Origin of the sequence: Streptomyces sp. R33 (assembly GCF_041200175.1) — a bacterium.
Lineage (GTDB): Bacteria > Actinomycetota > Actinomycetes > Streptomycetales > Streptomycetaceae > Streptomyces > Streptomyces katrae_B.
In genome coordinates this window covers 939,135-964,904 of sequence record NZ_CP165727.1, presented here as the reverse complement: position 1 = coordinate 964,904, position 25,770 = coordinate 939,135, and the positions used below count along the sequence as shown (strand labels likewise).

The 25,770-nt window shown below is 72.9% G+C and carries 24 protein-coding genes; 6 read left to right on the top strand and 18 right to left on the bottom strand.

Translation table 11 applies throughout. The annotated features are described in order from the left end of the window. The first annotated feature begins 21 nt into the window (after positions 1-21). Positions 22-1,899, top strand: coding sequence for a serine/threonine-protein kinase (locus tag AB5J51_RS04875; protein ID WP_136223954.1), 1,878 nt, complete (start codon positions 22-24; stop codon positions 1,897-1,899). Between the two features lie 46 nt (positions 1,900-1,945). Here AB5J51_RS04875 and AB5J51_RS04870 read toward each other — a convergent pair whose 3' ends face one another. Next, complete coding sequence (locus tag AB5J51_RS04870) at positions 1,946-2,323, bottom strand: hypothetical protein (protein ID WP_369776947.1); 378 nt, start codon at positions 2,321-2,323, stop codon at positions 1,946-1,948. Between the two features lie 280 nt (positions 2,324-2,603). Here AB5J51_RS04870 and AB5J51_RS04865 point away from each other — a divergent pair, with 280 nt between their 5' ends. Next, positions 2,604-3,248: a DUF4360 domain-containing protein gene (locus tag AB5J51_RS04865; protein ID WP_053789221.1), complete on the top strand. Its 645-nt coding sequence runs from the start codon at positions 2,604-2,606 to the stop codon at positions 3,246-3,248. A 64-nt stretch (positions 3,249-3,312) separates the two neighbouring features. Then, on the top strand, positions 3,313-3,981 hold the full coding sequence (locus AB5J51_RS04860; RefSeq protein ID WP_030293684.1) for a DUF4360 domain-containing protein: 669 nt from the start codon (positions 3,313-3,315) through the stop codon (positions 3,979-3,981). A gap of 61 nt (positions 3,982-4,042) precedes the next feature. Here the strand turns inward: AB5J51_RS04860 and AB5J51_RS04855 are convergent, their stop codons facing one another. From AB5J51_RS04855 to AB5J51_RS04845, 3 genes are all read right to left on the bottom strand, one after another. Next, a complete protein-coding gene (locus AB5J51_RS04855; RefSeq protein WP_369776946.1) occupies positions 4,043-5,440 on the bottom strand; it encodes an Ig-like domain-containing protein in 1,398 nt (465 codons plus the stop codon). A 285-nt stretch (positions 5,441-5,725) separates the two neighbouring features. Then, positions 5,726-5,953 carry a DUF6296 family protein gene (locus AB5J51_RS04850; protein WP_053789223.1) on the bottom strand — a complete coding sequence of 76 codons (228 nt, stop codon included), beginning with the start codon at positions 5,951-5,953 and terminating at the stop codon, positions 5,726-5,728. Between the two features lie 72 nt (positions 5,954-6,025). After that, entirely contained in the window at positions 6,026-6,694 is a 669-nt protein-coding gene (locus tag AB5J51_RS04845) for a 1,4-alpha-glucan branching protein (RefSeq protein ID WP_136226781.1), read from the bottom strand. A 186-nt stretch (positions 6,695-6,880) separates the two neighbouring features. On the opposite strand from AB5J51_RS04845, the gene AB5J51_RS04840 reads away from it, so the two are divergent. Next, positions 6,881-7,303 carry a ribonuclease domain-containing protein gene (locus tag AB5J51_RS04840; protein WP_133895807.1) on the top strand — a complete coding sequence of 141 codons (423 nt, stop codon included), beginning with the start codon at positions 6,881-6,883 and terminating at the stop codon, positions 7,301-7,303. Positions 7,304-7,333: 30 nt separating this feature from the next. Here the strand turns inward: AB5J51_RS04840 and AB5J51_RS04835 are convergent, their stop codons facing one another. Both AB5J51_RS04835 and AB5J51_RS04830 read right to left on the bottom strand, forming a co-directional pair. Then, positions 7,334-7,954, bottom strand: a complete 621-nt coding sequence (locus AB5J51_RS04835) for an L-threonylcarbamoyladenylate synthase (protein ID WP_053789226.1) — start codon at positions 7,952-7,954, stop codon at positions 7,334-7,336. A 9-nt stretch (positions 7,955-7,963) separates the two neighbouring features. Beyond that, positions 7,964-8,689, bottom strand: a complete 726-nt coding sequence (locus AB5J51_RS04830) for a TetR/AcrR family transcriptional regulator C-terminal domain-containing protein (protein ID WP_369776945.1) — start codon at positions 8,687-8,689, stop codon at positions 7,964-7,966. Between the two features lie 121 nt (positions 8,690-8,810). On the opposite strand from AB5J51_RS04830, the gene AB5J51_RS04825 reads away from it, so the two are divergent. Continuing rightward, positions 8,811-9,557, top strand: coding sequence for a DUF4386 domain-containing protein (locus AB5J51_RS04825; RefSeq protein ID WP_136226785.1), 747 nt, complete (start codon positions 8,811-8,813; stop codon positions 9,555-9,557). On the opposite strand, the gene AB5J51_RS04820 is transcribed toward AB5J51_RS04825, so the two are convergent. The 6 genes from AB5J51_RS04820 to AB5J51_RS04795 form a co-directional block, all read right to left on the bottom strand. After that, positions 9,482-11,113 carry an FAD-dependent monooxygenase gene (locus tag AB5J51_RS04820; RefSeq protein ID WP_369776944.1) on the bottom strand — a complete coding sequence of 544 codons (1,632 nt, stop codon included), beginning with the start codon at positions 11,111-11,113 and terminating at the stop codon, positions 9,482-9,484. The two genes, AB5J51_RS04825 and AB5J51_RS04820, sit on opposite strands and share 76 nt — an antisense overlap. A 124-nt stretch (positions 11,114-11,237) precedes the next feature. Further along, a complete protein-coding gene (lysA, locus tag AB5J51_RS04815) occupies positions 11,238-12,572 on the bottom strand; it encodes a diaminopimelate decarboxylase (RefSeq protein WP_136226787.1) in 1,335 nt (444 codons plus the stop codon). A 13-nt stretch (positions 12,573-12,585) separates the two neighbouring features. After that, positions 12,586-12,948 carry an SAV_915 family protein gene (locus tag AB5J51_RS04810; protein ID WP_369776943.1) on the bottom strand — a complete coding sequence of 121 codons (363 nt, stop codon included), beginning with the start codon at positions 12,946-12,948 and terminating at the stop codon, positions 12,586-12,588. Positions 12,949-13,156: 208 nt separating this feature from the next. Then, positions 13,157-15,562 (bottom strand): ATP-binding cassette domain-containing protein, encoded by a 2,406-nt coding sequence (locus AB5J51_RS04805; protein ID WP_369776942.1) that lies wholly within the window; start codon positions 15,560-15,562, stop codon positions 13,157-13,159. A 94-nt stretch (positions 15,563-15,656) separates the two neighbouring features. Continuing rightward, positions 15,657-16,013 (bottom strand): VOC family protein, encoded by a 357-nt coding sequence (locus AB5J51_RS04800; protein ID WP_053789233.1) that lies wholly within the window; start codon positions 16,011-16,013, stop codon positions 15,657-15,659. Between the two features lie 111 nt (positions 16,014-16,124). Further along, entirely contained in the window at positions 16,125-17,153 is a 1,029-nt protein-coding gene (locus AB5J51_RS04795; RefSeq protein WP_369776941.1) for a cation diffusion facilitator family transporter, read from the bottom strand. A 70-nt stretch (positions 17,154-17,223) separates the two neighbouring features. Between AB5J51_RS04795 and AB5J51_RS04790 the strand changes: the two genes are divergently transcribed. Next, positions 17,224-17,580 (top strand): helix-turn-helix transcriptional regulator, encoded by a 357-nt coding sequence (locus tag AB5J51_RS04790; RefSeq protein WP_168724395.1) that lies wholly within the window; start codon positions 17,224-17,226, stop codon positions 17,578-17,580. A gap of 9 nt (positions 17,581-17,589) precedes the next feature. Here the strand turns inward: AB5J51_RS04790 and AB5J51_RS04785 are convergent, their stop codons facing one another. From AB5J51_RS04785 to mdlC, 6 genes are all read right to left on the bottom strand, one after another. Beyond that, positions 17,590-17,841: a hypothetical protein gene (locus AB5J51_RS04785; protein ID WP_053789235.1), complete on the bottom strand. Its 252-nt coding sequence runs from the start codon at positions 17,839-17,841 to the stop codon at positions 17,590-17,592. Beyond that, positions 17,838-19,760, bottom strand: coding sequence for a peroxidase family protein (locus tag AB5J51_RS04780; protein WP_369776940.1), 1,923 nt, complete (start codon positions 19,758-19,760; stop codon positions 17,838-17,840). Before AB5J51_RS04780 ends, AB5J51_RS04785 begins: the two co-directional genes overlap by 4 nt. A 59-nt stretch (positions 19,761-19,819) precedes the next feature. Further along, positions 19,820-21,175, bottom strand: coding sequence for an alpha/beta hydrolase (locus tag AB5J51_RS04775; protein ID WP_369776939.1), 1,356 nt, complete (start codon positions 21,173-21,175; stop codon positions 19,820-19,822). Positions 21,176-21,265: 90 nt separating this feature from the next. After that, positions 21,266-22,696 carry a cytochrome P450 gene (locus AB5J51_RS04770; protein WP_369776938.1) on the bottom strand — a complete coding sequence of 477 codons (1,431 nt, stop codon included), beginning with the start codon at positions 22,694-22,696 and terminating at the stop codon, positions 21,266-21,268. Beyond that, on the bottom strand, positions 22,693-24,099 hold the full coding sequence (locus AB5J51_RS04765; protein WP_369776937.1) for an FAD-binding oxidoreductase: 1,407 nt from the start codon (positions 24,097-24,099) through the stop codon (positions 22,693-22,695). The genes AB5J51_RS04770 and AB5J51_RS04765 overlap by 4 nt, the downstream gene beginning before the upstream one ends. A gap of 40 nt (positions 24,100-24,139) precedes the next feature. Continuing rightward, positions 24,140-25,747: a benzoylformate decarboxylase gene (mdlC, locus tag AB5J51_RS04760; protein WP_053789238.1), complete on the bottom strand. Its 1,608-nt coding sequence runs from the start codon at positions 25,745-25,747 to the stop codon at positions 24,140-24,142. Positions 25,748-25,770 lie beyond the last annotated feature (23 nt).

The following is a 25,770-nucleotide window of genomic DNA, read 5'->3' as shown; positions in this document are numbered from 1 at the left end:
CGTGACAGGGGATGGATTTTCATGAGTACACCTTCGACCGACCTTTTCCAGCCTCTCAGGCCCGACGACCCGGCCACCGTGGGCGGTTACCGTCTGACCGCCGTGCTGGGCGCGGGCGGCATGGGCAAGGTGTACCTCTCCTACACGCCGGGCGGGCGGCCCATCGCCCTCAAGGTGATCCGGCCCGAGTTCAGCGAGGACCCCGAGTTCCGGCGCCGCTTCCAGCAGGAAGTGCGGGCGGCGCAGCGGGTGCAGGGCCTCTACACCGCGCCCGTCATCGACTTCGACACCGAGGGCTCCCAGCCCTGGCTGGCCACGGCGTACGTCCCGGGCCCCTCCCTCGCGCACGCGGTGGCCCGGCACGGGCGGCTGCCGCTGCGCAGTGTGCTGCTGCTGACCGTCGGGGTCGCCGAGGCGCTGCACGTCATCCATGGCGCGGGCATCGTCCACCGTGACCTGAAGCCGGCGAACGTACTCCTCGCCGCCGACGGTCCTCGCGTGATCGACTTCGGCATCGCCCGTGCGGCGGACGCCACTTCCCTGACCGGCAGCGGCGTCAGCGTCGGCACGCCCGCGTTCATGGCACCCGAGCAGGCCTCCGCCGGTACGGTCACCGCCGGCACCGACATCTTCGCCCTCGGCCAGATCGTGGCGTACGCGGCGATCGGTGCGCCCGCCTACGGCGAGGGGTCCTCGCACGCCGTGCTGTACCGCATCGTGCACGAGGATCCCGACCTCAGCGCGCTGCCGGAGGAGCTGCGGCCCCTCGTGACGCGCTGCCTCAGCCGGGACCCGGCGGACCGGCCCACCCTGACCGAGGTCATCCAGATGTGCCACGACCTCTCTCAGGTCCCGCTCCGCCAGGGCGAGGACTGGCTGCCCCAGGCGGTCGCCGGTTCCATCACCGAGCGCCTCCAGCTGCCCGAACCGGCGAAGACCCCGCCGCCGCAGCCCGCCGTGGCCCCGACGCCGACCGAAGTCTCCCCGCAGGCTCCGGCGCAGGGGGCGCCCCCGTACCCGCCGACCGCTCCTGGCGTGGCCGCCGCGCCGACGCAGAGCGCACCCGCCGCCCCGGCGCACGCACCGGCCGCTCCCGTCGCTCCGGGCGCGGTGCCGCCCGGATACCAGACGCCTCCGCCCGGCTACCAGACCCAGCCCGGCTACCAGACGCCGCCGCCCGGCCATCAGACCCACCCCGGTTACCAGACGCCGCCGCCCGGGTACGTGGCCGGCTACCAGACCCCGTCGCCGTCCCACCACCCCGGGTACCCGCCCCCCGCGCCGCAGGGCAAGCCGAAGGGTCTGATCATCGCCGGAGCCGTGGTGGCAGCGGTGATCGGCCTCGCGGTCATCGGTTCCCTGCTGCCGGACGGCTCCGGTGACAAGGCCAAGGGCGGCTCGACCTCCACCGGCGCAAGCCCGAGCGGCGCAGCCCCCAGCGGCGGCTCCCAGGACAAGGGCCAGAAGCGCTCCGACCCCGCCCCGGCCTCGTACCAGGGCATCAACCTGACGGCCAACTACCAGCTCATGCTGGCCGACAACCCGCCGCGCCCCGCCACCGGCGGCAGCTCCGGCGTGCTGTACAACCACGGCGACCTCTACTTCTACCTCGACACCCTCTTCGGGGACACGAAGGTCGGCACCAACAACGGCAAGCTGGTCGTGCTGAACAACTCCCAGAAGGGTTCGCTGGAGACCTGCCGCGCCGAAACCCGCTACACCGAGAAGATCGGCCTCGACCAGCTCTCGGACGGGACGGAGGTCTGCGTGCTCAGCGACGCGGGCCACATCGCGGTGGCGACGTACCGCGGCAAGTCGGGCGCGAACGACCCGAGCAACTACATCACGCTCGACCTCACGATCTGGCGCAACGCCGAGGAACCGAAGAAGAGGAGCTGAGGCTCCGGGGCACTCGCGCGGCGAGTGCCCCGGACGCAGGCCACCCCTAGAGCCGCTCCTCCATGCCGATGGCCGATTCCAGGTCCTCGCGGGCCCTGCTCTCGCCCTCCTTGCCCTCCTGCTGCTCCAGCAGGGCCGCGGCGATCGCGTCGAGCTTGCGCTGGATGACGTGCTCGGCGCGGCGCTCGGAGTTCTTCAGCAGGGCCAGCAGCAGCAAGGACACGGCAGCCATGGCGTCGCCCGCGAGGTGCTGCCACTCCGTGGACAGCCCCGCCACGTGGGTCGCCACGTAACCGGCGACCAGGAGCACGCACAGCAGGGAGAAGACGGCTGAGCTCGTGAAATTGGAGGCGAGCTCGGCCAGCTTCTCGAAGCGGGCGGCACGCCCCTCGCGTTTGCGTTCCCCCGGGTGCTGCAAGGCCATGCCCTGCGCCTGCCCAGCCCGTACGACCGCACACTCCTTCCGGTCATTGTCGTGCCACGGCGGTGCGCCGGGTTTCCCCGGCGGGGCGGGGGAGCGGGGCTGATGGGCGGGGGCGGGGGAGTGCTGCGGGGATTGCAGAATTCGGCCAGGGCGGGCGGGCCGGAGGCGTTGTCCATATCGCGTCCTTCCCAGCACGCACCCGCTGTGGTGGCATGTGCATGCCGAATTCCGGTTCCGCAGGACGAATGTCTCCGCGGGACGAATGAATGGAGAAACGAAGATGTTGCTCCGCAGACTCACCGTCGGCGCAGCGGTCGCGGCGTTATCCGCCCTGGCCCTGCCCGCGCAGGCCCATACCGCATCCACGCCGCCCGGAAGAATCACCGTCGACGTGGTCGGCGTCAACGGATCGGGGTGCCCCCAGGGGACCGCGAGCGTCGCCGCGGCCTCCGACAACACGTCGTTCACCGTCACGTACAGCAACTACCTGGCCCAGGCCGGCGCCGGTTCCGGCGGCACCGAGTTCCGCAAGAACTGTCAGCTCGCCCTGCAGATCCACGTACCGCAGGGGTTCACGTACGCCATCGCCCGCGCCGACTACCGCGGCTTCGCCCACCTCCAGCGCGGGGCCTACGGCCAGGAGCGCGCGAACTACTACTTCCAGGGCATGGCGCAGACGGCCCGTACGACCCACCAGTTCAACGGCCCGTACTCCGACAACTGGCAGGCGAGCGACCAGACCGAGTACCAGGACCTCGTCTATGCACCCTGCGGCGAGGAGCGCAACCTCAACGTCAACAGCGAACTGCGGGTCTACTCGGGGACGTCGAACCCGCAGGCCCTGAGCTTCATGAGCATGGACTCGACGGACGGCAGTGTCAGCACGATCTACCACTTCGCGTGGAAGGAATGCCCCGCGGCCTGACGCGGCGTGAGCGAGCGCAGGAAACACCGATCGATGATCAGGAGTGACAACGATGTCTCCTTCCCTGTCTCGTACCCTGCTCACCGGCGGCGCGGCGGCCGTGCTGATCGCCTCGGCGACGACGTCCGCCGGAGCCGCCGGTCCCACCCCGCAGATCACCGCACCCCCGGACAAGATCGTGATCGAACTCGCCACGGTCAACGGATCCGGCTGTCGCGAAGGCACCGCCGAGGTGGCCGTCGCCCCGGACAACACCGCCTTCACGGTCACCTACAGTGAATACCTCGCCCAGGTGGGCCCCGGTGCGCCGCCGACGGCATTCCGCAAGAACTGCCAGCTCAATCTCCGCGTCCACGTTCCTTCGGGATTCACCTACGCGATCGTCCAGGCGGACTACCGCGGATTCGCATTTCTCCAGCCCGGCGCATGGGGGCAGGAACGCGCGAACTACTACTTCCAGGGAATGCCCCAGACCACTCAGCGCACCCATCAGTTCAACGGGCCGCACAATGACAACTGGCAGGCGAGCGACAAGACCGAGTACGCGGATCTGGTCTGGGCGCCGTGCGGAGAGAAACGAAACTTCAACATCAATACGGAACTGCGCGTGAATGCGGGCACGTCCAACCCGCAGACCTCCACCAGCTTCATGGCCATGGACTCCACGGACGCGAGCGTGAGCACCCTCTACCACCTCGCCTGGCAGGTCTGCCCCACACCGAGGCACCCCTGACGACCCGGTATGCGCCGTACCCGGCGGATCCGCCGGGTGCGGCGCGTACCTCATCGCGCCGTCATGTCAGCGGCCGCAGCCGGGACGAGGCTTGGTGCGCCACCGACGGGACGGGCGCGGAGGTGAGGGAGCTGCCCGCCTGCCAGGACCGCCAGTCCAGGTTCCAGTCGCCGAAGCCGTTGTCGAACGGAGCCATCGGCTCGCCGCCGCTGTTCACCACCTGCACGATGTCCCCCTCGCGTACCGTCTGGAAGAACCAGGCGGCGTCCGCCGTGCTCATGCCGGTGCAGCCGTGGCTCACGTTCTCCTCGCCCTGCGACGCGACCGACCAGGGCGCGGCGTGCACGTACTCGCCGCTCCACGTGACCCGCGTCGCGTAGAACACCGGCAGGTCGTAGAACTCGCTCGTGCCGCGCTTGATGCCGACGGTGTCCCCGCGCATCCGGACCTGGTACTCCTTGCGCAGCACCACCTTGACGCCGCTGCGGGTCCGGAACCCCTCCTTTCCGGTGGTGACCGGGATCGTCCGGATGACCCGGCCGTTGCGGCGTACGGTCATCTCGTGGGCGGCGGAGTCGGTGACCGCCTCGATCCGGTCACCGATGGTGAACTCCGTGGAGTCCGAGGGGCCGCCGTAGCCGTGGGCGCCGACCTCGACCCCGTCGAGACCGCTCGTCACGTGCACCTCGGCGTGCGCCGGCCAGTACGTACGCGGCCGGTAGTGCAGCGTCGAGTCGTCCACCCAGTGCCAGCCGCCCTCGACCACCGGCTCCGAGGTCACCTGGAGCGCCCGCTCCACCCGTGCCCGCGCGGTCCGGTCGGTGGCGGGAACCGGCCGGCTCAGGGCGGCGGTCACGATCTGCCCCGCGCCGTACGTCCCGGGCCTCGGCCCGAACTCCACCGTGAGCCTGCCCCCGTCGGGGGGCGGCGCGGTCCGGAAGGCCATGGTGGCGCCGACCGGCGTACCCGCCGCGTCCTGGGCGCCGACCCGTACGGTGTAGAGCTCGCCGGCGCGCAGCGGCTCGGTGTTGGCCCAGTGGCGGTTCTTCGGGGCGAGCGCGCCGGCCACGTAGCGCCCGTGCCCGTCGCGGACGGTGACATCCGTGAGCTGCCCCGCCTCGGCGAGCCCGATCTCGAGCGGACCGCCGGCGTTCGTGGGGAGGACGACCGTACGAACCGCCCCGGCGGCCTCCCGGGACGCGGGCCCCCGCAGCACCGACCCGGCGCCCCCGGCGGTGGCCCGTACGCGCTGCTGCCGCCAGCCGGTGCACAGGCCGTCCCGGAAGCCCTCCACCGTGCACCGGGCGGCGATGCCGCCGTCCCCCTCGTCCAGGGCCCGGCCGACCAGCAGGGTCACGGAGGCGTCGGGGCCGCCGTCCGCCGACCCCTTGCCGTCCTGCTCCGGCGCCCGGTCCGGCGCCGCGACGACGACGAGGACGGCGCCGGTCACGGCGGCCACCGCACTCCACAGCCTGATCCTCCGTGCCCGTCTCGCCTTTCGCTCCTGTTGTCCACGGTGCGTCGATGACATCACCACGCAGCCCTCCCAGCTCGCCCACGGCCCGATGGGAGTATCAAAACGATTGCGCGGCTAAATGATGATCATGCGCTCGGAGGGTGCGACCGAACGGGCACGCAAGAGAACTCGTACGGAGCAACGGAGCAACAGGCAACAGGGCTACACGGCAACGCGGCAACGTCTGCGGCCGGCCCGCCCTTTGCCGGCCCGGCCGAGAGCGCGCATTCAGGGCAGCGGCCGGACCCGGACCACGCGGGCCGGGTTCTGGCTGCCGCCGGAGGCCAGGACGCGTACCTCCTCCTGGTCGCTGATCTCCGCCCGGACGATGCCGGTCGCATCCGTGTAGACAGGGTGGCCGCCCGGACCGGCCTGGCCGGTGGCCGTCACCACGACGACGTCCTCGCTCGTGTCCGGTCCCTCGGAAAACACCAGCTCGTAGCGCTCGGAACTCATCCGCGCCCTCCTCTGCCGGGCGAAAGAGCGTCCCCCACCTCCATGATGCGCGCAGCGCCCGCCGCGCGCCGCCTACGCGTGGACGACGGCGTACCGGCCGCGGGCCTTCGTGCCGTCCGGCAGGCTCCAGTCCGCGGTGACGTGCCCCAGCAGCTGCCCGGTGGCGGGGTCGGCCTGCGCCGGTACGGGCCGCAGGACGCGCTGGACGCTGATGGTCAGCTTCCCGGCGGAGGTCTGCACGCGCACGTCGGAGGTGTCCGGTCCGGCGGACACCTCCAGGACCGAGAGCGGCCCCGGGCGGCCGGCGTCCGCGGACCAGCCCGTGACGGACGGGTCGGGCCTGTCGCTCTCGCTCTGGGCCTGCGCCTCGGCCTCGCCGAGCACGAGCGCGTACAACCGGTCGACGAGGACCGGGTCGTGGGTCCCGTCGTAGATCCACCGGCGCCCCAGCACCCCGTGCTCGGAGGTGCCGATGAGGGCGTGCTGCGCTCCGTCGAGCGGGGCTCCGCGGTAGGTGAGGGGCACGAGGTACGTGACCGGCTGCTCTCCCGCACCGTCGGTGACCGCCATGAACTCGATCCCGACCTCGCCCTGCGGGTCGTCGAGCCGGAAGCCCCCGGCCTTGGCCGGCTGCGGCGCACTTCCCGCGTCCGGGCGCTGGTACCAGGGCTGGGTGGGAAGCCAGGAAGCGAGCAGCTCCAGCTTGCCCGGGGTCATCGTGGTCCGGTGGACGACGGCCATGGTGCGGCACCTCTCTCGGTCGACTGGTGATCATCCTGCCACCTGTGTCGCACGGTGCTCAGGTTGCGTCCGTGTGAAGCGGCGGCGGCATCCGTGCCAAGGGCTGCGCATCCTCGGTGAACAGGCAGGAAACTCAACGGAGTTGGCGTTGACGGCCACTGCTCTACGCGCGTCATCATGGGCCGCATGAGAATCCCCCCACGCTTCGTGGCCCTCGCCGGCGCCGCGGCGGTCGCCGCCGCGCTCCTCACCGGACCGGCCGCCTCTGCGGCTCCCGCTCCCGCCTCCGCACCCGTCTCCGTCGCGGCCGCCTCCGCGGCAGCGGTCGGCAGCGTCTGCTACTCGGCGCTGCCGTCCCAGGCGCACCACACCCTCGACCTCATCGACGAGGGCGGTCCGTTCCCCTACTCCCAGGACGGCGTCGTCTTCCAGAACCGTGAGCGGCTGCTGCCGCTCCACGGCAGCGGCTACTACCACGAGTACACGGTCGTGACCCCGGGCTCGCCGACCCGCGGGGCGCGCCGGATCATCACCGGACAGCAGTGGGAGGAGGACTACTACACCGCCGACCACTACGCGACGTTCCGGCGCGTCGACTTCGGCTGCTGACCCGCCTGTCCGCACGGGCGCCGGGCGGCGTCACTCGAAGCGCGTGGTGTCGCCCGCTCCGCGGCGGACGATCTCGGCGTCGCCGCCGGAGAAGTCGATGACGGTGGTCGGCTCGGTCCCGCAGTCGCCCGAGTCGACCACGACGTCCACCAGATAGTCGAGCCGCTCCTTGATCTCCCAGCCCTGCGTCAGCGGCTCCGGCTCGTCGGGCAGGAGCAGGGTGCTGGACAGCAGCGGCTCGCCCAGCTCGGCGAGCAGGGCCTGGGTGACCGCGTGGTCGGGAATGCGGACACCGACCGTCTTCTTCTTGGGGTGCAGCAGCTGGCGCGGCACTTCCTTCGTCGCGGGCAGGATGAAGGTGTAACTGCCCGGTGTGGACGCCTTGATCGCCCGGAACACGTCGTTGTCGATCTGCACGAACTGGCCCAGCTGGGCGAAGTCCTGGCACACCAGCGTGAAGTGGTGGCGGTCGTCCAGGTTGCGGATGGACCGGATCCGGGCGAGGCCGTCACGGTTGCCGAGCTGGCAGCCCAGCGCGTAGCAGGAGTCCGTGGGGTACGCGACGAGCGCGCCGGAGCGGATGCTGTCAGCGACACTGCCGATGGTGCGCTGCTGAGGATTGTCGGGGTGCACGTCGAAGTACTTGGCCATTGGCCGAGCCTACGCGATCAGGCCACCGCCCGAGCGCGAGCGCCGGGCGCTCGATGTCCAGCCCTGCTCCCGGAGGCGTTCGAAGCCGTCCAGGAGCAGATCCAGCGCGAACTCGAATTCGAACTGATCGTCACAGCCGCCGCCCACGACGGAATCCCCGTCGTGGGCGGCGGCCATGGCCAGCTCCGTGACGTGGGGGTAGGCCGCCGCGGCCTCCGGGGGCACGGCCGGCCGCCCCTCGGGACCGGGGCCCGGGGCGGCGGCGTCGAACAGCTCCTGGGTGAAGCCCAGCACGCGGCTGCCCAGCGCATGCATCACGTGGTGCGTGAGATCGACCGAGAAGCCGCCGCCGCGGAACATCCCGATCACCGAGTCCATGTACGCGAGCACCGCCGGGGTCGGGCCGGTGCGTGACCGGATCACCTGAGCCGCCCAGGGGTGCCCCAGCAGGGCCGCCCGCGCCGAGAGGATCCGCTGCCGGACCGCCCCCTGCCAGTGGGATCCGGGGGCCGGGGGGTCGATCTCGCCCACCACGGTCTCCACCATGCCGTCCAGGAGCTGTTCCTTGTTGGCGACGTGCTTGTAGAGCGCCATCGGCACCACGCCCAGCTCCTGGGCGAGCCTGCGCATGCTCAGGGCCTCGATGCCGATGCCGTCGGCCAGCGCGACGGCGGCGCTCAGCACCCGGCCCCTGCTCAGGGGCGCCCGGGGCGCTGCCTCCGTCTGCGGGGTCATCTCGATCAGCTCCCTCGTGGCCCGTGCCCGGGCGGGATCCCCGGCTTGACGAGTGTACGGCGTACACCTAACGTACGGCTCAGGTGTACGCCGTACACCTAGGCAGAGGGGTCGGTTCCGCATGAGCTCAACCAGGAAAATCGCCGTCGTGACGGGTGTGCTGTTCCTCGTCACCGAGGCCGCCGCGATCGGCGGGCTCGCGCTCTACGGCCCCGTGCTGCACGACGCCGACTACGTCCTCGGCGCCGGCGCCGACTCCCGGGTGTTCCTCGGGGCGCTGTTCGAGTTCGTCCTCGCGCTGGCGGTCACGGGAACCGGGGTTGCCCTGTACCCGGTCGTCAGGAGGCAGAACGAAGGCGCCGCGCTCGGCTACGTCTGCGGGCGGCTGCTGGAGGCCGCCGTCATCGTCGTCGGCATCATCAGCGTGCTGTCGGTGGTGACGCTGCGCAGGGACGCCGCGGGAGCGGCGGGCGCCGACGCCCCGTCCCTGGTCACGGCCGCCCACACGCTCGTGGCGATCCACGACTGGACGTTCCTCTTCGGCCCCAACTTCGTCCTGGGCGCCAACACCCTCGTCCTGGCCTGTCTGATGTACCGCTCCCGGCTCGTCCCGCGGCCCGTCGCCGTACTGGGACTGGTCGGCGGCGCCCTCATCTGCGCCTCGGCGACCGCCGTGCTGTTCGGCCTCTACGAGCAGGTCTCGGTCGCCGGATCGCTCGCCGCCCTCCCGGTGTTCGCGTGGGAGGTGACCTTGGCCGTACGGCTCCTCGCCAAGGGGTTCAGCGGGCCCGTTCAGCCCGCGAACACGGCCGAGAAGTGGGCGAGCAGCCCCGCAGCGGTCGGCGGGCACAGCCTGGCGCCGAGGTAACCGTCCGGCCGGACCACGAACGCCGCCGGCTCCCGTACCCCGTACATCCGGGCGAACTCGCCCCGGCCGTCCCGGTACACGGGCACCGGCGCCGGCCGGTCCGCCTCGGTGTCCGTGAGGATCGCGCACACCCCGACCCGGCCCGTTGCGAAGCCCCGAACCGCGGACGTGAGTTCGGCGAGGCCGTCCAGCGCCGGGCCGGGCCCGTACAGCAGCAGCACGTGCTCGCGGCCGCGCAGCAGGTCGTACAGCCGCAGCGCATAGGCGGCGATGTCCCCGGTGAGCCCGCCGCAGTCCGGCGCCCGGTCGCCGGGCTGCGGCCCGTCGCCCGCGCCGGCGTCCGCCCGCTGCACCACGGGGCTGCCCCGGTAGCCGACGAGCAGCTGGGCCTGGCGCTGCATCAGCGTCTGCGCGTCCTCCGGATCCGCCTGGACGCCCTCGGCTGCGTGCCGGACGGTACGGCCGACGACCTCCTCGCCCACCGGTCGGCGCTCGGCGTCGTAACTCGCGACCAGCCCCGGAGCCGCGGCCCCCTCCACGGCCAGCGCCAGCTTCCAGGCCAGGTTCCAGGCGTCCTGGATCCCGGTGTTCATGCCCTGCGCGCCGGTCGGCGGATGGATGTGCGCCGCGTCGCCGGCCACGAAGACCCGCCCGTGCCCGTACCGGTCCACCAGCCGGTGGCTGATCCGGAACACGGACGACCAGCGCATGGCCGACGCGGTGGTGGGCTGCGGCGACAGCCGGGCCAAGGCCGCCTGGACATGGGCGAGTTCGGGGGCGCGGCTGCCCTCCAGGCCGTGCACCACCCCGTCGCCGCCCTCGGGCGGAGCGGCGGAGAGCTCGGGCGGCACCATCATCGACACCCGGTAGCGGCGGTCGCCCGGCAGCGGGATGCACACCAGCACGTCGTCGACGGCGCCCGAGGCGTCGTGGTGCATGGCCCGCACCCCGTACGCGTACGGCAGGTCCCAGTCGACCTCCACGTCGGCGAGCATGTACTCCTCGGGGAAGGCGCCTCCCTCGAAGGTCAGGCCGAGCCCCTTGCGGACGATGCTGTGCGCGCCGTCGCAGCCCACCAGGAAGCGGGTCCTGACCTCCTCCTCCCCGTGGGGAGTGGTGAGCCGGCTGGTCACCCCGTCCGCGTCCTGGACGAACGACACGAGCTCGGTGCCCCGCTCGATGCGCGTACCGAAGCGCTCCAGGAACTCCTCGATGATCCGCTCGGTTTCGTACTGCGGCAGCGCGGCGAATCCGTACGGCACCTCCGGCGGCAGCACCAGGTCGAGCCGGGGCTGCTCCACGCCGTTCACGTACGTCAGTTGCCCGCGCATCGGGACGGCTGCCTCGAGGGCGGTCTGCACGAAGCCCATCCGGTCCCAGATCTCCAGGGTCCGCGGCTGGATCCCCACCGCCTTCGCGTACGGCAGCCTCGCCGGGAGCCGGTCGACGATCCGGCAGGCGATCCCCCGCCGCCGCAGCTCGGCGGCCGCCGTCAGCCCGACCGGGCCGGCGCCTGCCACCAGGACGTCCGCAGCTGCTCCATCGGTGTGCACCATCGGCGCCTCCCGGGCGGGGTCCCCCGTACGAGCGATCTGCCTCCATGGTGGCCCGGAGGCCCGCTGCCGGCGATCGGACCGGGAACCGGTCGGTCGGCGGACCGGCCGGTTCCCGCCCCTCTCGCTAGTCGCCGATGTCGCGGCGGCGGAAGTCGTCGAGGGTCTCGCGGCGTACGAGGAGCCGGGCCGTGCCGTCGTCGACCGCGACGACCGGGGGGCGGCCGACCATGTTGTAGCCCGACGCCATGGACTGCTGGTAGGCCCCGGCCACGGGCACGGCGAGGAGGTCTCCGGGGTGGATGTCGCCGGGGAGTTCGACGTCGGCGGCGAGGACGTCTCCCGCCTCGCAGTGGCGGCCGACGACGGTGGCGGCGTGGGGTTCGGCGGTGGAGTGGCGGCCGATGAGGCGGGGTGCGTAGCGCGCCCCGTAGAGGGCCGGGCGGGGGTTGTCGCTCATGCCGCCGTCGACGGCCACGAACACCCGCTCCCCGGTGCGTTTCACGGCGAGGACACGGTAGAGGGCCACTCCGGCGGGGCCGACGATGGCACGGCCGGGTTCGATGGTGAGGCGGGGGACGGCAAGTCCGGCCGCTGCGCAGCTCGCCACGAGCTCGGCGCGGAGCCGGCGCGCGAGGGTGGTGAGGTCGAGTGCGGGCTCTCCGGGGCGGTAGGCGATGCCGTGGCCGCCGCCCATGTCGAGCTCGGGGAGCGCGATGCCGTGGGTGTCGCGGATGCGGGCCATGAGGCCCACCATGCGGCGCAGGGCGCAGAGGTACGGCTTCGCGTCGGTGATCTGGGAGCCGATGTGGCAGTGCAGGCCGACGAGTTCGAGCGGGGGCTGGCCGAGGATGCGGGTGATGGCGTGCTGGGCGGAGCCGTCGGTGAGGGACAAGCCGAACTTCTGACCGTCGGTGCCGGTGCGGATCTTCTCGTGGCCGCCGGCCGAGATGCCGGGCACCACGCGGACCAGGACCTTCTGGTGTCCGTTCGGGCCGACGGCGGCGGCGAGGCGGGCGATCTCGGAGGGGCTGTCGATGACGATCCGGCCGACGCCGAGGCGCAGTGCGGTGTCGATGTCGCGGGGCGATTTGGCGTTGCCGTGCAGGAGGATGCGCTCCGGCGGGAACCCGGCGGTGACGGCGAGTTCGAGTTCGCCGGCCGAGCAGACGTCGAGACCGAGGCCTTCCTCGGCGATGCGGTGGGCCATGGCGCGGGAGAGGAAGGCCTTGGCGGCGTAGAGGACTTCTGCGTCGGGGAAGGCATCGCGGTAGGTGCGGCAACGGGCGCGCACCTCGCCCTCGTCCAGTACGTAGGCGGGGGTGTCGAAGCGGTCGGCGATCTCGGCCAGCGAGACCCCGCCGACGGCGAGGCCGCCGTGCGGGAGACGGGTCGTCGATGCCGGCCAGACGGACAGCTCGTCCGCGCCCGCGGCGATCTCGGACAGAGTGGCAGTGGTCATGGAACTCTCCCCCTCAGACGGCCTGGACCGGGAGCCGGCCCGGCTGGAGCGGCGCGGCCGCAGCCGCCGGAGCAGCCGCCGGAGCGGCCGCCGCAGCAGACAGCGTCGGGTCGACGGTGATCAGGCTCGCGCCGAGCGGCACGCACAGCTCACGCAGCACCGACTCCGACAGCCGGATCCAGCCCTGACCCTCGCCGAGCGTGGCGGCCAGCCGCCCCGTACTGGTGAATCCGACGGCCGTACGGGCGCCCAGCGGAGTACGGAACAGCCGGATCACGGCCCCGGCTCCGCTTCCCGGCCGGACGGGCACGTACAGGAGCCCGGCCGGGACCCGTTCCTCGGGCTCGGGATCGTCTTCGTACCGGAACAGACACATGGGGCCCTCCCTGAGGAACCGCAAGCAGCGACGGGTGACGCCCCGAGTGCGGGGAGGCAGTCCGGGGCGCGACACCGAAGCTATCCCCGCCCGCCCGTCCTCCGCGCCGGTCCCTGACGCGACCTTGACGGAAAAGGGCCGAGTCCATACACGCCGCTGACGCGCGCCCGCCCGGCTCCGAGAGCCGGGCGGGCGGTGCGGGTCCGGGTCAGGCGCCGACGTAGGCCGCGAGGTGCTCGCCCGTGAGGGTGGAGCGGGCGGCGACGAGGTCGGCCGGAGTGCCCTCGAAGACGATCTTGCCGCCGTCATGGCCGGCGCCGGGGCCGAGGTCGATGATCCAGTCGGCGTGCGCCATGACCGCCTGGTGGTGCTCTACGACGATGACCGACTTGCCGGAGTCCACCAGCCGGTCGAGCAGGCCGAGCAGCTGCTCGACGTCGGCGAGGTGCAGGCCGTTGGTCGGCTCGTCGAGGACGTAGACGCCGCCCTTGTCGGACATGTGGGTGGCCAGCTTGAGCCGCTGCCGCTCGCCGCCGGACAGGGTGGTGAGCGGCTGGCCGAGGCTGAGGTAGCCGAGCCCGACGTCGGCGAGCCTGCCCAGGATGCGGTGCGCGGCCGGGGTGTGCGCCTCGCCGCCGCCGAAGAACTCCTCGGCCTCGGTCACCGACATCGCCAGCACCTCGCTGATGTCGCGGCCGCCGAGGTGGTACTCCAGCACCGATGCCTGGTAGCGCTTGCCTTCGCACTCCTCGCACGGCGTGGCGACCCCGGCCATCATCGCCAGGTCGGTGTAGATGACGCCCGCGCCGTTGCAGGTCGGGCAGGCGCCCTCGGAGTTGGCGCTGAACAGCGCCGGCTTCACGCCGTTGGCCTTCGCGAACGCCTTGCGGATCGGCTCGAGCAGCCCGGTGTACGTCGCCGGGTTGCTCCGCCGCGAGCCGCGGATCGCGGTCTGGTCGATCGACACCACTTCCTCGCCCGCAGGCCCCGACTTTCCGGGCAGTGATCCGTGGACGAGCGAGCTCTTGCCCGAGCCGGCGACTCCGGTCACGACCGCGAGCACCCCGAGCGGGATGTCGACGTCGACATCCTGCAGGTTGTTCGCCGTCGCCCCGCGGATCTCCAGCGCGCCGGTCGCCGTACGCACCTTCTCCTTGACGGCCGCCCGGTCGTCGAGATGGCGGCCGGTGAGCGTCCCGCCGGCCCGCAGCCCCTCGACGGTGCCCTCGAAGCAGACGGCGCCGCCCGCCTGACCCGCGCCGGGGCCGAGGTCGACGACGTGGTCCGCGATCGCGATCATCTCCGGCTTGTGCTCCACGACGAGCACCGTGTTGCCCTTGTCCCGCAGCCGCAGCAGCAGGTCGTTCATCCGCTGGATGTCGTGGGGGTGCAGGCCCGCCGTGGGTTCGTCGAAGACGTACGTGACGTCGGTCAGCGAGGAGCCGAGATGGCGGATCATCTTGACGCGCTGCGCCTCACCGCCGGACAGCGTGCCCGCCGGCCGGTCCAGAGCCAGGTAGCCGAGCCCGATCTCCACGAACGAATCGAGGGTCTGCCGGAGCGCGTCGAGCAGCGGCGCGACCGAGGGCTCGTCGAGGCCGCGGACCCATTCGGCCAGGTCGCTGATCTGCATCGCGCAGGCGTCGGCGATGCTGATCCGCTTGATCTTCGAGGACCGGGCCCCCTCGCTGAGGCGGGTGCCGTCGCACTCGGGACAGGTGGTGAACGTGACCGCCCGCTCCACGAACGCCCGGATGTGCGGCTGCATCGCCTCCTTGTCCTTGGACAGGAACGACTTCTGCAGCTTGGGGATCAGCCCCTCGTAGGTGAGGTTGACCCCGTTGACCTTCACCTTGACCGGCGCGCCGTACAGGAAGGCCTGCATCTCCTTCTTGGTGTACTTGCTGATCGGCTTGTCCGGGTCGACGAAGCCGGACTGGGCGTAGACCTGTACGGTCCACTGGCTGTCCGACTTCCAGCCGGGGATCGTGAACGCGCCCTCGGAGAGCGACTTGGAGTCGTCGTACAGCTGGGTGAGGTCGATGTCCGAGACCGAACCGCGCCCCTCGCAGCGGGTGCACATGCCGCCGGTGCGGTTGAAGGTCGCCTTCACCGTCTGCTTGGCACCGCGCTCGACGGTGATCGCGCCGCTCGCCCGGACCGAGGGGACGTTGAAGGCGTACGCGCTGGGCGGGCCGATGTGCGGGGTGCCGAGCCGGCTGAAGAGGATGCGCAGCATCGCGTTGGCGTCCGTGGCGGTGCCGACGGTGGAGCGCGGGTCGGCGCCCATCCGCTGCTGGTCCACGATGATCGCGGTCGTCAGTCCTTCGAGGACGTCGACCTCGGGCCGCGCCAGCGTCGGCATGAAGCCCTGTACGAAGGCGCTGTAGGTCTCGTTGATCAGCCGCTGCGACTCCGCGGCGATCGTGTCGAACACCAGGGAGCTCTTGCCCGAGCCGGAGACGCCCGTGAACACCGTGAGGCGGCGCTTGGGGATCTCGATGCTGACGTCCTTGAGGTTGTTCTCGCGCGCGCCGTGCACGCGGATCAGGTCATGGCTGTCGGCGCCGTGCAGCGCAGGCGACTGCGCATCCGTCCCCGTGGCCTTGCTCATCGTGTCTCCATCTGCTCAGCGGAGGCCGCCTTCGTGGTCTCCGTCTTCGTCGCCCGGCTCGATCCAACCAGCTTCCGGCCCGTACGTCCGGTCCTCAGCGGTCCTGGAGGAGCCCGAGCACGTTGCCGTCGGGGTCGGTGAAGGTGGCCACCAGGCGGCCGCCGCCGACGTCGTGCGCGGGCTCCTTCACGGTGGCGCCCGCGGCGGTCACCTCGGCGAGCTTCGCCTCGATGTCCGCCACGTGCCAGTAGGCCACCGGCGAGGTCATGCCCTGCGGTCCGCCGCCCGGCACCAGTCCGATGTGCTGGCCCTCGGCCTCGAAGCCGACGTAGTACGACGAGTCGGCCTGCGGCTCCACGCCGAGCAGCGCGGCGTAGACCGCCTTGGCCTTCGCCAGGTCGGAGACGGGATGCAGCACGGTCTTGATTCCCTGGGTGGAAGAGCCGGTCATGGTCGCTCCTGAAGTCGCGGGGTGGGAGACGGTGACGTCCATGACGGCCACGCTAGCCGCGGCCACCGGGCCCGCGCTTCTCGAATCCTGACCGGTCCGGTCGTCCGTTCCTCACCGGCCGCCGTGGTGCGCGAGGACCGCGTGCGGGTCGCCGCGGTCGGCGGTGTGGTCGATGTGGACGGTGGCGGCGGTCAGCCGGGGAACGGCGTGGATGAGCGCGTGCTCGGCTTCGACGGCCAGGGCGTGTGCCTGCACCACCGTGAGGTGCGGGTCGACGACGATGTCTGCTTCGGCGCGCAGCGCGTGCCCGATCCACCGCATGCGGACCTGCCCGGTGCCCCGTACGCCGCTCACGCCGAGCAGCGCGTCGTGCGCGGTGTCGACCAGGGCCGGATCGACCGAGTCCATCAGGCGCCGGCAGACCTCGCGGGCGGCATCCCGCACCACGAGGAGGATGGCCGCGGTGATGAGCAGGCCGACGATCGGGTCGGCGCTCTTCCAGCCGAGCGCCGTGCCGCCCGCGCCGAGCAGGACGGCGAGGGAGGTGAACCCGTCGGTGCGGGCGTGCAGCCCGTCCGCGACGAGCGCCGCGGACCCGATCCGGCGGCCGGTGCGGATCCGCAGCCGGGCCACCCACTCGTTGCCGAGGAAACCGACCACCGCGGCGCCCGCGACGGCCCACAGCCCGGTGATCTCGCGGGGGTGCAGGAGCCGGTCCACGGCCTGGTAGCCGGCCAGGGCGCAGGAGGCGGCGATGGTGAGGACGACGACGATGCCGGCCAGGTCCTCGGCGCGCCCGTAGCCGTAGGTGTAGCGGCGGTTCGCCGCGCGCCGGCCGAGGACGAAGGCGATGCCGAGGGGTACGGCGGTCAGTGCGTCGGCGGCGTTGTGGACGGTGTCGCCGAGCAGGGCCACCGACCCGGACACGGCGACGACGCCGGCCTGGACGGCCGTGGTCAGGCCCAGGACGCCCAGGGACAGCCACAGCGTGCGCATGCCCTGGCGGGAGGTCTCCAGCGCCGGGTCGACCTTGTCGGACGCCGCGTGGCCGTGCGGGGTGAACGCGTGCGCGAGGTGCGAGCGCCGGTGCCGCAGCCGCGCCCGGAACGACCCGTGGTGGTGCTCGTGGTGGTGGCTCACAGCGCGCTCGCTTCCGACGAGGACGACAGGGCAGGGTGGACGCACGCGTCCACCCGCCTATTGTGTGCGTATGAGCGCACGCATGCACCTGTCACCTGCGCAGGGTTCGCACCCGCAAGAACCGGGCCCGCCGGCGTTCGAGGCCGCGGCGGGGATCCTGGGCCTGCTGGCCGACCGCACCCGCCTCGCCCTCCTGCACACCCTGGCCTCGGAGGAGGCCGATGTCGGCACCCTGGCCGCGGCGGTGGGAGCGGCCCGGCCGGCCGTCAGCCAGCACCTGGCCCGGCTGCGGATGTCGGGGCTGGTGACCACCCGCAAGGAGGGCCGCCGCGTGGTCTACGCCCTGACCGACGAGCACCTGCGGCGCCTCGTCGCCGAGGCGCTCGCCGCAGCCGGGCCCGGCAGCCCGGGCCACCGCCGGGTCTGAGCGCCGCCGTCAGCGGGTGCGTGCGGCCGCGTCCAGTTGCTCCGCGGACCGGGCCAGGCCGGCCGCCGCCGTCGCGCAGCGGTCGGCCAGGGCCTCGATCCGCCACCGGAAGGCCTCGGCCTGCGGACCCTTCCAGTCCAGCGCCACGGCCCCCGCCCTCAGCCGCTCCGCGTGCCGGAGCAGCGCCGCGGAGTGGGCCCGCAGCCCCTCGGCGGGCTCGTACCGCTGCTGCTCCGTGCGCGGCGCGGGAATGGCGGTCACAGGGCCCTCCAGGGCGCGAAGGCGTTGGTCACGCCGTCGAGGGCCGGGGCCAGTTCGGGGTGGTGGCGCAGCAGGACGGACACCATGCCGTTCCGGTCCACCCAATCCAGGCCCTCCGCGGTGTAGACCTCGGGCCGGTAGTCGGTGGTGAAGAAGCGGTCGCTCTTGAGTCGCCTGCTCGCCATCAGGATGAAGATCCGGAACAGCGAGTCGCTGAAGCCGAACCCGGCCGGCCGCGGCTCGGCGAGATTGCCGACCAGCGTGTCCACCCGGTCCAGGCGCCCCTCGTACAGCTCCTTGAGCAGTGGCGTGTCGCCCGGGTGCCCGCCCGTCAGCTCCTCGAAGGAGGTGACCGGGCGCTTGCGCAGCATCTGCCGGTACGCGTTGTAGCGGGGGATCCCGCGCTCGCGGTCGCGCAGGATGTCGACGGTGCCCAGGTCGATGTGCTCGCCGGTGAGCCGGGCCAGATTGCGCAGTGCGTCCGGGTGGTTGTGCAGGACGAGGGCGCCGGGGTGGGCGGTGCCGAAGCTGTAGAAGAGGTCGCTCATGCCGTACGCGTCGACCGACGAACGGGTGGCCCTGCCCTGCATCTCGTCGAAGCCGATCGTCGCGCGCACCGCGCCCGCGCGGTGGTCGCGGACGGCCAGCTCGTCGGGGATCAGCGGGTGCAGCCGGTACGCGGAGACGAACTCCTCCGTCATCGAGAACGGCGCCGCGTGGTGGTCGGTCGCGGAGCCCAGGATTCCGCTGAGCATCTCGCCCTTGCCGACGCGTCCGTACGTCCGGCTGACCCAGCGCGGCAGCACCCCGTACCAGTTGGCGTCCATCGCGCGGCGCAGCACCGGGGTGTCGAGGATGCCCGGCGTCCACTCCACCGTGTGGATCTTCGCCATGAGCGCGGTGTTGACCAGCCGCGCGGTGTGGAAGAGCCGCTCGTCGTCCCAGGTCGGGTAGTGGGCGCGCAGGTAGTCGCAGATCGCGTTGTGCTCCTTGGCGAACAGCGTGTGCAGCAGCGACAGGCCGGCCCAGTAGTCGCTGTTCATGCCCGTCCAGTCCAGGCAGGACTTCCCGGGCCGGGGATCGGCGGGCAGCCGGCCGTCCTCGACGATGAGCCGCCCGTGCTCGCCCGTGCGCAGCGCCCGGCAGCGGGCCTCGTCGGAGCCGTAGACCTGCGAGCCGTCCCACCAGTGCGTGACGGTGTTCTCGTACGTGGGCGGCACGTCGGCCGCGGTGTGCGCGACCGGGTCGGGGCGGGTGCGGTTCACGCGCATCGGGCAGGTGCCGCCGTGCTCGGCCCAGTCGTCGTCCTCGGCGAGCGGGACGGTGAACGGCTCGGCCTCCTCGTTGTCGCCGTGGTTGGCCCAGCCGTGGTTCTCGAACTGGATCCAGGCGGCGGCCAGGAGGTTGAGCGTGGGCGCGGGCACGAACCCCTTGCGGGCCAGCAGCTGCCTGCTGATCTCGCGCGGGCTCGGCGACATCAGCTCCTCGTCGGAGTCGGGGAACACCAGGTGCAGCGGGGCGTTGCGGTCGAGCCGGGTGCCGACCCGGCCCATGTCCTCGTCGTACGGGTCGTAGCCCGAGCCGTCGTACGAGCGGTAGGGCGCGAGCGCCGGGGTCGGACGCCTGCGGCGCTCCCCGCCCGCGTCGTACGTGTCGTACAGGTTCTTGCGGCGCAGGTCGTCGCGGAGCACCCGGAGGTTCAGCAGCCCGAGGGGGAGCGGCAGTTCGTGCCATTCGCGGGTGCGGTTGACACGGGCGAAGGCGGCCGAGCCGAGGCGTTCGAGGAGCCCGGGCGGGCCGTACGCGGGGGCCGGCCCCGGGCGGTTGGCCTGCGCGGGGACGCCCGCGTCGGCGGCCGGGGCCGCCGGGGTCCCCTCGCGCGGGGCCGCGGTCTGCTCGGTGGAGGTGGAGTCGGTCATGGGTGTTCCTCAGCGGTCGGCGGACAGGGATGGGCGGGGCGGGGTGGGCGGCGCCGCGGTCAGCGGTCGTAGAGCCGGAAGAAGCGGGTGTCGGTCACCCGGCCCCGGAAGGGCGCGAGGTCCGCGTCCACGAGCGCGCTCGCCTCCGCAACCTCGTACTCGAGGTTGTGCGCGTACCGCTCGGCGGCATGGCACAGCGGGAAGGCGTGCGTGTCGTCGGTCCAGGTGAACTCGGTGAACTGCGCCGGAAGCGCGTACGGGGAGACCGACGAGCGGCCCTCCAGGCTGGGCACCACGTCGTGCTCGTTGACCAGCGAGTAGACCCGCGTCCGGGGATCGGCGGGGCGCTTGCCGTCGATGGGGGAGCCGACCGCCACGACGTGCGTGACCTGGTGGATGCCGCAGAAGTCCCGGTCGGCGGCCAGGTTCATGGCGGTGATCCCGCCCAGACTGTGGCCCACCAGGGCCAGTTCGCAGCCCGAGGGGATCAACTGGCGCAGCGCCTTGGCGACGGCCCTCGAGTACGGGGTGGCCGGCCTCGCGACCGCGTGCACCGCGCCCAGCAGGTCCTGGGGGCTCTCGTCGCTGACGCCGGCCATGCCGGCGAGCTGGACGACGTACCGCTGGACGCCGTCGGGTCCCACGACCTGCTGGACCAGCAGCGTTCCATCGGTGCCCACCGCGTCGATGTTGCGGACGTACCCGGCGATGGTGCCGGTGGTGTCGAGGCACTCGGCGAGCCGGGGGGAGGGCACGAACGGTTCGGCCCGGCCGGGGCCGCGGTCGAGGAGGGCCCAGACCCGTGCGCTGACGCCGAGGACCGGCTCGGAGCCGGTCAGGGTGCGGCCGGTGGCGACCTCCCAGCCCGCCGCGTCGTTGAGGGGGTTCTCGTCGGTGAGGGCGTTCCACGCGAGGATGTCGGCGAACGAGGGGGCCAGCAGGGCGAAGGCGCGCTCGGCGCCCTTGTTGCCGAGCAGGGAACGGAAGACGCGGATCGCCTCCCGCTGGCGGTCCCCCTCGACGGCCCTCAGCACGCGCCCGGTGTCGGGGTCGCCGAGCAGCTCGGGGTGGGTCACGGCGGCGGCCCGGATCCGGGCCTTGAGGCCCGTCACGGCCAGGCTCACCGCGAGGCTCTCGCGGCTGGTGAACACCCCGGCGAGCCAGCCGATCCCGGCGAGCCCGCGGCCGCGCGGGGCCCAGCCGAGCCCTTTCGGGTCGGTGATCGTCCGCAGCAGGGTGCGCCAGGCGGCGGCGCCGCGGGCGGTGCGCGGCAGCCGCGAGCCGAGGGCGAGTTCGGACGCGTACCGGGAGGCGTCCCCCACCCCTTCGGCGGCCTCCGCGAGCAGGCGGCAGAGGTGGTGCAGGGAGTCGATCTCCGGTTCCTGCCCGGTGACGGGGGTCATGGCATCGGTCATGCAGGTGCCCTCCGGGGGCGTGGTGGGGAGCTTTGACGGCCGTGCGGGCGCGGGGCCCGGCGGCTGCCGGTCCCGCGCCGCCGCACGTGGTCAGCGCTGGGCGAGGGTGAGCCGGATGCCGGCCGAGGAGAGGATGCCGGGCAGCGGACGGCAGGGATCCACCGAGGGCCTGCCACCGGCGACCCGGTGGCCCCGCAGTACCGCCGCGGTCAGCAGGGCCGCCGTCAGCACGCCCAGGTGCTCACCCGGGCAGCGCCCGCCGCCGTGGCTGAACGGCGCCATCCGGGTGTCCTGGGCCGCCCCGGGCCGCAGCCACCGGGCGGGCACGAACTGGTGGGCCGCCGGGACGTGTTCGGGATCCCGCTGGTGGAACAGGGCGGGCACCAGCACCACGGTCCCCGCCGGATAGTGGACCCCGCGCCACTCGGTCTCGGCCCGGGTGACCCGTACGAGGTCCGGCACGATCGGGAACAGCCGCAGGGTCTCCTCCACGCAGGCCCGCAGCCGGGGCAGTTCCGCGCCCCCGCCGTCCAGCTCGGACCGCAGGGCCTCCTGCTCGGCCGGATGCGCGGCGAGCAGCAGCAGGGTGCGGGCCACGATCGGGGCGACGGTGTCGAGGGCGAGCAGCCAGTGGTGGGCCTGGCCCACCGCGTCCAGCGCGGCCGCGTCCGGTCCGGCGGCGGCCGGGTGGCTGCGGGCGAGCGCGGCCAGGGTGTACGGCTCCGCCCGGGCGGCGTACTCCTCGACGCGGGCGGCGGCCTTGCGGTACAGCGCCTCGGCGGCCACGGCACGACCCTTGCGCATCCGCATCCAGTTGGCCTCCTCGCGGATCGCGAGCAGCCACCGGGCGAGCTCCTCGTCGCCCGCGGCCGCGTCGCCGAGGACCATCCTGCGCCCGATCCGGGCCACCGTCCGGCGCAGCAGCGGGAAGTCCAGCTCGGAGCCCTGGATCAGGGCGGGCGCCTCCTGCGCGATGACGGCCTGGAAGTCCGTGCACGAGGGGTGCACGGGCCGGTCGGCCGCGAGCACCTCGTCGTTGACGCGCCGGCGCTCCTCGCGGGTGTCGCCGTGGGAGCAGATGACGCCCGTGGGCTCCAGCAGCGACAGGCCCTTGTACTTGTCGGGCGCGTCCATGGCGAGGGTGCGCACCGGCAGTTCGTAGAACCGCCGGACGTCGGCGTGGTCCAGCAGGACCAGCAGGGTCCCCGACAGGCCGCGCACCTCCACGGGCGCCCCGCCGTGCCGGGCCCGCATCGCCCGCAGGGTCGCGGCCGACCAGCCCTGCTGGCCGAGGGCCGCGTACGCCGCCACGACCCGGGGCCGCAGGTGGAAGGCCCCGCGGACGAACGCGGGCAGCGTGTGGGTGGCGGCGAACCGGACGGTCTCGGCGCGCCCGGCCCGGGCGGGCCGCGGTACGGCCAGGGCGGGGGCCCGGCCGGCGGCCTCGGCCGGGGTCCCGGCGGTGGTCCCGTCGGTTCCGGCGGCGGTTGTGGCGGCGGTGCGTTCCGTGGCCTCGGTCATGCCTCCACGACCTTGCCGGGGTTGAGCAGGTTCTTCGGGTCGAAGAGGCGCTTGAGTCCGCGCTGCAGCTCCAGGCTGACCGGGTCGAGTTCGCGGGTCAGCCATTCGCGCTTGAGGGTGCCGATGCCGTGCTCACCGGTGCTGGTGCCGCCGAGGGCCAGGCCCGCGGCCATGATGTCGTCGTACGCGGTCTGGGCTCGGCGGAACTCGTCCGCGTCCGATTCGTCGAAGACGACGGTCGGGTGCAGGTTGCCGTCCCCCGCGTGGCCGAGGGTGAAGATCCGCAGCCGGTTCCGTACGGCGATCTCCTCGATGGTGCCCATGAACTTGGCCAGTTCGGAGCGGGGCACGGCCACGTCCTCGATGAAGGCGGTCGGCCTCCCGCCGAGGGTGGCGGCGAACGCCCCCAGGGCCGGGGTGACCAGCCGCCGGGCCTCGATGACCTGCCGGGACTCCTCGGCGCTGGAGGCGGTGACCAGGTTCCGGGACCCGGCCTCCTTGCACAGGAGGGCCATCGCCGCGAGGTCCCGGCCGGGGTCGGCGGTGTCGCTCTCGATGATCAGCGTGGCGGCGGCGCCCGGGGTCAGCATCGGGTGCCCGTGGTCGGCGACGGCCTGGGAGGTGGCCCGGTCGAGGAGTTCGAGGGCGGACGGGACGTGCCCGGCCGTGGTGATCGCGGCGACGGCGTCCCCGGCCGCCGTCAGGGTCGGGAACTGGGCGAGCAGGGCCAGGGCGGGAGGCCGTACGGGACGCAGCGCGAGCGTGGCGCCGACGATCACGGCCAGGGTGCCCTCGGAGCCGACGAGCAGCCGGGTCAGGTCGTAGCCGGCGACCCCCTTGGCGGTGTCCCGTCCGGTCCGCATCCGGCGGCCGTCGGCCAGGACGAGGTCGAGGCCGCGGACGTAGTCGGCGGTGACCCCGTACTTGACGCAGCAGATGCCGCCGGCGCCGGTGGCGATGTTCCCGCCGATCGTGCAGTGCTCCCAGGACGCCGGGTCGGGCGGGTACGAGAGCCCGTACTCGGCGGCGGCGTCGTTCAGGCGCTTGGTGACCACGCCGGGCTCGCAGCGCACGAGCCGGTTGGCGGGATCGATCTCGAGGATGCGGTCCATCCGGGCGGTGCTCAGGACGACACAGCCGTCGATCGCGTTCGCGGCGCCCGCGAGACCGGTGCGGGCACCCTGCGGGACGACGGGGACGCCGAGTTCGTACGCGGTGCGCATGATGTGCCGGACCTGCTCGGCGGTGCGCGGGAAGGCGACGACGGCGGGCGTGCCGGCCTCGGAGAACGGCGCGGCGTCGCGGGCGTGCGCGGCGAGGGTCTCGGGGTCGGTGTGCAGGACGTCGGCGTGGTCGGTGAGGAGGGTGCGCAGGCGGGACAGGAGGGGGGTGTCGGGGGACATGTGGGGCCTTCTGGTGATGGTGGGGGGCTGGGATCCGGGCTCAGAGGGAGGGGAGCTCGGTGGTCACGGGTACGTCGATGAGCACCGGTCCGTCCTGCTGGGACGCGGAGTCCCGTACGAGCTTGGTGAGTTCACCCGCTCCGTGGGCCCGGTGGGTGCGCACCCCGTAGCCGTCGGCGACGGCCGTGATGTCGAGACCGGGGATGTCGAGGCCGGGCGCGCCCTGGGCGTGCTCGAGCTGCGCGAACCACTGGAGGATCGCGTACTTGGCGTTGCTCAGGACGACGAAGGTGACGGGGACCTTGTACATGGCCGCGGTCCACAGGGCCTGCACGGCGTAGTGGATGGATCCGTCTCCGATGACGCAGACCACGGGCCGCCCGGGTGCGCCGAGCTGGGCGCCGACGGCAGCGGCGGCCCCGAAGCCGAGTCCGCCGCCCGCGGAGAACAGGTAGGAGCCCGGGGTGCTGATCCGGGTGGCTTCGTGGAACTGTGGGACGTTGGAAGGCGATTCGTTGACCCAGAGTGTGTTCTCCGGAGCCCCCTGTGCGATGGCCGTCATGGCGGCGAGCGGGGTGAGGACGCCGTCGGCCGCCTCGGGGAACCGCACCTGCTCGTGCGGGGCGGGCGCGGCCTCGCTGCCGGCCGGGAGCCGGTCCGTGAGCGCCCGTACGGTCAGCGCGAGGTCCGCGACGACCGCGTCCCCGACGGGGGCCTTGGCGGCCTCCTCGGCGTCCCGGGTGAGGAGGACGAGCTCGGTGCCCTCGGGCAGGTGCGCACCCGGGATGTAGGGGTAGTAGCGGAACACGGGCGCCCCGACCACGACGACCAGGTCGTGCCCGGCGAGCTGGCGGCCGAGCGGGCCGATCGCCGGGGCCAGGTCCCCGCGGAACTGCGGGTGGCTGCGGGGGAAGGACACGCGGGCCGAGACGGGCGCCGCCCAGACGGGCAGCCCGGTGCGCTCGGCGAGCGCGAGGACCGCGTCCCAGGCGCCGGAGGCGTCGACGTCGTCGCCGACGACGAGGACGGCGGAGCGGGCGCGGGAGATCCGCTCGGCGAGCGCCGCGACCGCGGCCGCATCGGGCACGGCGGCGTGCGTGATCCGGCGGGCCGCGGCCGCCTGGCCGGCCAGGTCCTGCGCCTCGGTGAGCTCCGCGTCGAAGTCGTCCATGGGCAGGGAGAGGAACACCGGCCCGTGGGGCGGGGTTTCGGCGACCTGCACGGCGCGGGCCAGGGCGGCCGGGACGTCCGCGGGGCGCGGGGGCTCGTACGCCCACTTGACGGCGGGCTGGGGGAGCAGCGTGGCCTGCGGGTTGGAGAGCAGGGCCTCCATGGTGAGCATGGCGCGCACCTGCTGGCCTGCGGTGACGACCATCGGGGTGCGGTTCGCGCGGGCGTTCAGGATCGCGCCCATCGCGTTGCCGGTGCCGGGACCGGTGTGCAGGTTGACGAGGGAGGTGGCTCCGGAGGCGAGGGCGAAACCGTCGGCCATGCCGACGACGACGGCCTCCTGGAGGCCGAGCACGTACCGGAAGTCTTCGGGGAAGCGCTTGAGCATCGGCAGTTCGGTCGAACCGGGATTGCCGAAGACCGTGGTGATACCGCGTGCTCGTAGAACGTCCAGGACTGATTCTCGAACCGTGCGCATTCGGTGTCCTTCCGCGCAGCCGG